Below are 4,032 nucleotides of genomic sequence, written 5' to 3' on the forward strand. Positions count from 1 at the left end.
ATTAACCACTTTATATTGAGGTCCTTTATTATTCACCTGAGCATAACCATTATAACCCCAGTTGATAATACCATTCTCTACATAGTAATATCCACCACAATGATAAACAAGACCCTTATAAGAATAATCAATAGTCGCTTTCTTTACATAGTACCATGTGCCTTCATAAAGAACTAAATCTGTAAAGTTCCAATCAATATGACCATTCTTTACATAATACCAAGTACCATTATAAAGAACTAAATTTGAATAATCCCAATGAATCATACCATGATAAACATAATACCATGCTTTATTGTAGTAAATGAGATTACAATAATTCCAGTTAATATGTCCATGATCGATATAGAACCATTCTTTATTGTAGTAAATAAGGCCTGAATGATTCCAGTCTACCTTTCCTTTAGAAACATAGTACCACTCACCAGCATGATAAACTAAACCTGTGTAATTAAAATCAATAATCCCATTGACTACATAATACCATGTACCTTCATAAAGAACTAAATCTGTAAAGTTCCAATCTATCTGACCATTCTTTACATAATACCAAGCACCATTATAAAGAACTAAATTTGAATAATCCCAATGAATCATACCATGATAAACATAATACCAAGCATTGTTGTAGTAGATTAGGTTACTGTAATCCCAGTTAACTGAACCTTTTTCAAAATAATACCAATTATTATTATAATAAGTTAATTGTGTATAGCTTTCATCTACAACACCTTTTTTAACATAGAGAAGATCTTTTCCACTTTCCACAACACCTGTATATTGTGAATCTATAACACCATTTGAATTTTCAAATGGACTATAAGAATAGTTTAAATCTACATTACCTGAAATACCTGGCACCCTTCCTGTAGATGAACACTGCCACATATCATATTTACCCTGATAATTACAAACTGTATTATATTGTGCAACCCACTTAGTCCAGTTATTAAAACAACTATCAGTTAAATAATTAGTAAACCAATCTTTGTTCGCATAAATACCAACAGTATATCCTTTTGCAGATAACTTATTACAGAATGTCTTCGCAATATTCGCAATTTCAGTTTTACTTAATTTCTTACGTATTGCATCTTCTTCTAAATCATAATAAACAGGATACTTAAACTTCTTACCCTGTAATAAACGAATCACATGATCTGCTTCACTAGAAGCTTTTTCTACAGTATCCGCATAAGAATATAAGTAGACACCATAAGGAATATTGTTGTCTGTACATCCCTTTACATTTTTTTCCCATTTCTTATCATCCTGACTCTTAGAATCTGAACCATAACCGCATCTAATAATTGCATATTCCACTTCTGACTGTTTGACTCTCTTCCAGTCAATAGTGCCATTATTATGGCTTACATCAATTCCCTTACAAATTGCTTTTGAATCATCAGGCCATCCAGAATTCACTGAAGCACGTGCTGCATAATTTGCGCGGCCTCTATTCTTCACTTGCCCATTAGAATATCTAAAGCTGTTTGCTATATCATTCTTTTCATTATAGTTAATATCTTCACCATTATAGTTGATGTCTTCACCAAATGCTGGAAGAGTAGTACTACTTACAACCATCAGAAAAGATAAAACTGTGACGCATAATCTCTTAAATATTTTTTTCATCAATATGTTCTCCTTCGCATAAAATCATTTTAACATGTGTATTATGAATCATCAATTCGCATCAATAATTTCACATAATTTATTCTGATATAAAAATAATAAAATCAATAAATACAAAGTAAATGCGCTTCCATGCATTTAATAATATAACATCTAAATTAAAGATTAGCAAATATTATCTCATGCTTCGATATTCAAACAATCATAAAATTTGTAATTATACAGTGTATGTAAGCAAAAATACCTATACACTACACATTTGTCTTTTCTTCATAGATGTTGTATATTATAAACTCAAGAAAGGGGGAGAGAAACATTATGGCTAAAAAGAAGAAATTACGTATACTACTTACTCTATTAATCATAATCTGGATGGGGGTTATATTCTGTTTTTCTAATCAAACAGGTCCTAAGAGTTCCTCTTCTTCTCAATCAGTCATCTATCTCATAGGACATATATCTAAGACATTGACTGGACACAATATAGTGAATACATTATCTACAGAAGCTTTTAGCTTTATAGAATTCATTATTCGTAAATGTGCACATATGTTTGTATATTTCGTTTTAAGTATTCTTACAATGTTGCTGATGTTTACTTATGAAACTTATCCCTTACGCTTTAAATGCTTTATATCTTCACTAGTGAGTTTCCTCTATGCCTGTTCAGATGAACTACATCAGTTCTTTGTAGGAGGACGTAGTGCAAGCTTTAGAGATGTTATGATAGATTCTACAGGTGCATGTATTGGGATATTACTTACACTTATTATTTATACTCTAATTAAAAAGGCACAGCATTATTCAAATTAAATGAAAAAGGCATTCCAGATAATAAACTGGTTCTATTCATATTATTTGTAACGCGTTTTTATGTTATTATGTGTAAAAAAAGAAAGGGAAAGAAACGTTCATCCAACACCACTCTTCAAAACGTTTCTATCCCTAACAACTAGACTATGATAACTCTTTTTTATAAAAATGACATATATTTAATCAGGATACTTACGACATTAAATCAATGGCTTCATGACCTGTGGTCATTTCTATACACTCATATCCAGCTTCTTTAAGCTTATTCTTATTAAATTCAATATTGGTTCTTCATCTTCTACTACTAGTATTCTATTCATATTTCTCACCCGATTTCATCATAAAAAAAGAAGAGTGACTAAGCAACTCTTCCTAGCAATTTGTTATTTTTTTGGCCATATATGTAAACATTTTATGAAGTATATATGAAGACACAAACGTAAGGATAAACAATGTAAGCATAAACGAGAAACCATCTACAAGATTAATGTATTTGTTTCTTAATAAATCAAAAAATAATCCATGCACTAGATAAATTTCAAAAGAATGATCTCCCACCCATTCCATAAATGGACTTTGTAATTTTATTTTCATTCCCAACATCACAATTATTGCAAGATACATTAGACATTTGAATTCCATCCAGCCATATCTAAAATGAATAATTACATTGAATAAATAATAAAACCCAATAATACATCCAACAATAACATATATTGATTTTTTTAAATTTGAGTCAATCTTAGATTTAAACATAGCCCATAAAACGCCAAAATAAAAAGCAAATGCAGCATTAAACCAATGATCTTCAAAATTTAATTTTCTACATACCACCATATACACAAACGTTGCAATAAAAATAAATATACTCATAAATCTCGGCTTCTTGATGAGTTCTGACAAAATCATAGAAACAAAAAAAGCAATATAAAAATAAATAATTGCAGTTACATACCAGCCGTTGCTAATAACAGATACACCCCTTCTAAAGTCATATAAAAGAGTATTTAAAGTATATCCATACATCACCTTTTTTAGTATAAAATATACAATTGCCATTATAACTGCTGGAATAATAATTGTGAGTATCCTTCTTTTAGGAAAAGTCTTTATATAGTTCCTTCCTTTGTGCATGTATTGATACATTAATCCGTATCCAGAAATAAACAAGAATCCTCCTACTGCAATATACCCAGCACTAAGAAACATATTATACACCTCTCCTACACCAGCAAAAGTAGCAAGATGATGAAATACTACTGTAATTGTAAAAATCCCCTTTAAATTTTTCGTTTGCTGTACAGAGAGATAATCGGTATTATAACTCATCCATTCAATATTATAAAATGCAGCAATACAAAAAAGCAATAAAACAATATTCATTAAAAATTCCCTCCCTTTAAAAATCATTCTACCATTTATATTAAAATTCATCAATTTTTAGTAAATATTTCAGAAATTTTATGGTGATTATCTTTCTAAACTATGGGGCTACGATCATGAGAACAGACTGATGTCGTCTGTATTTCGGATTGTTCCTTCCATCAAGTCTGAAGCGATATGATGGCGGACTTTTCATGATTC

General features: G+C 30.1%; 3 protein-coding genes. 1 reads left to right on the forward strand and 2 read right to left on the reverse strand.

The annotated features are described in order from the left end of the window. Positions 1-1,635, reverse strand: a 1,635-nt coding sequence (locus tag ACT8VG_RS05895; RefSeq protein WP_444195404.1) for a GH25 family lysozyme, incomplete at its 3' end; no start/stop codon positions are given. A gap of 318 nt (positions 1,636-1,953) precedes the next feature. Here ACT8VG_RS05895 and ACT8VG_RS05900 point away from each other — a divergent pair. Next, entirely contained in the window at positions 1,954-2,448 is a 495-nt protein-coding gene (locus ACT8VG_RS05900) for a VanZ family protein (protein WP_444195405.1), read from the forward strand. 372 nt (positions 2,449-2,820) lie between these two features. Here ACT8VG_RS05900 and ACT8VG_RS05905 read toward each other — a convergent pair whose 3' ends face one another. After that, positions 2,821-3,831, reverse strand: coding sequence for an acyltransferase family protein (locus ACT8VG_RS05905; RefSeq protein WP_444195406.1), 1,011 nt, complete (start codon positions 3,829-3,831; stop codon positions 2,821-2,823). Between the last annotated feature and the right edge of the window lie 201 nt (positions 3,832-4,032).

The sequence above is a fragment of the Catenibacterium sp. genome (assembly GCF_052354645.1).
GTDB classification, from domain to species: Bacteria; Bacillota_I; Bacilli_A; order Erysipelotrichales; family Coprobacillaceae; genus Catenibacterium; species Catenibacterium mitsuoka_A.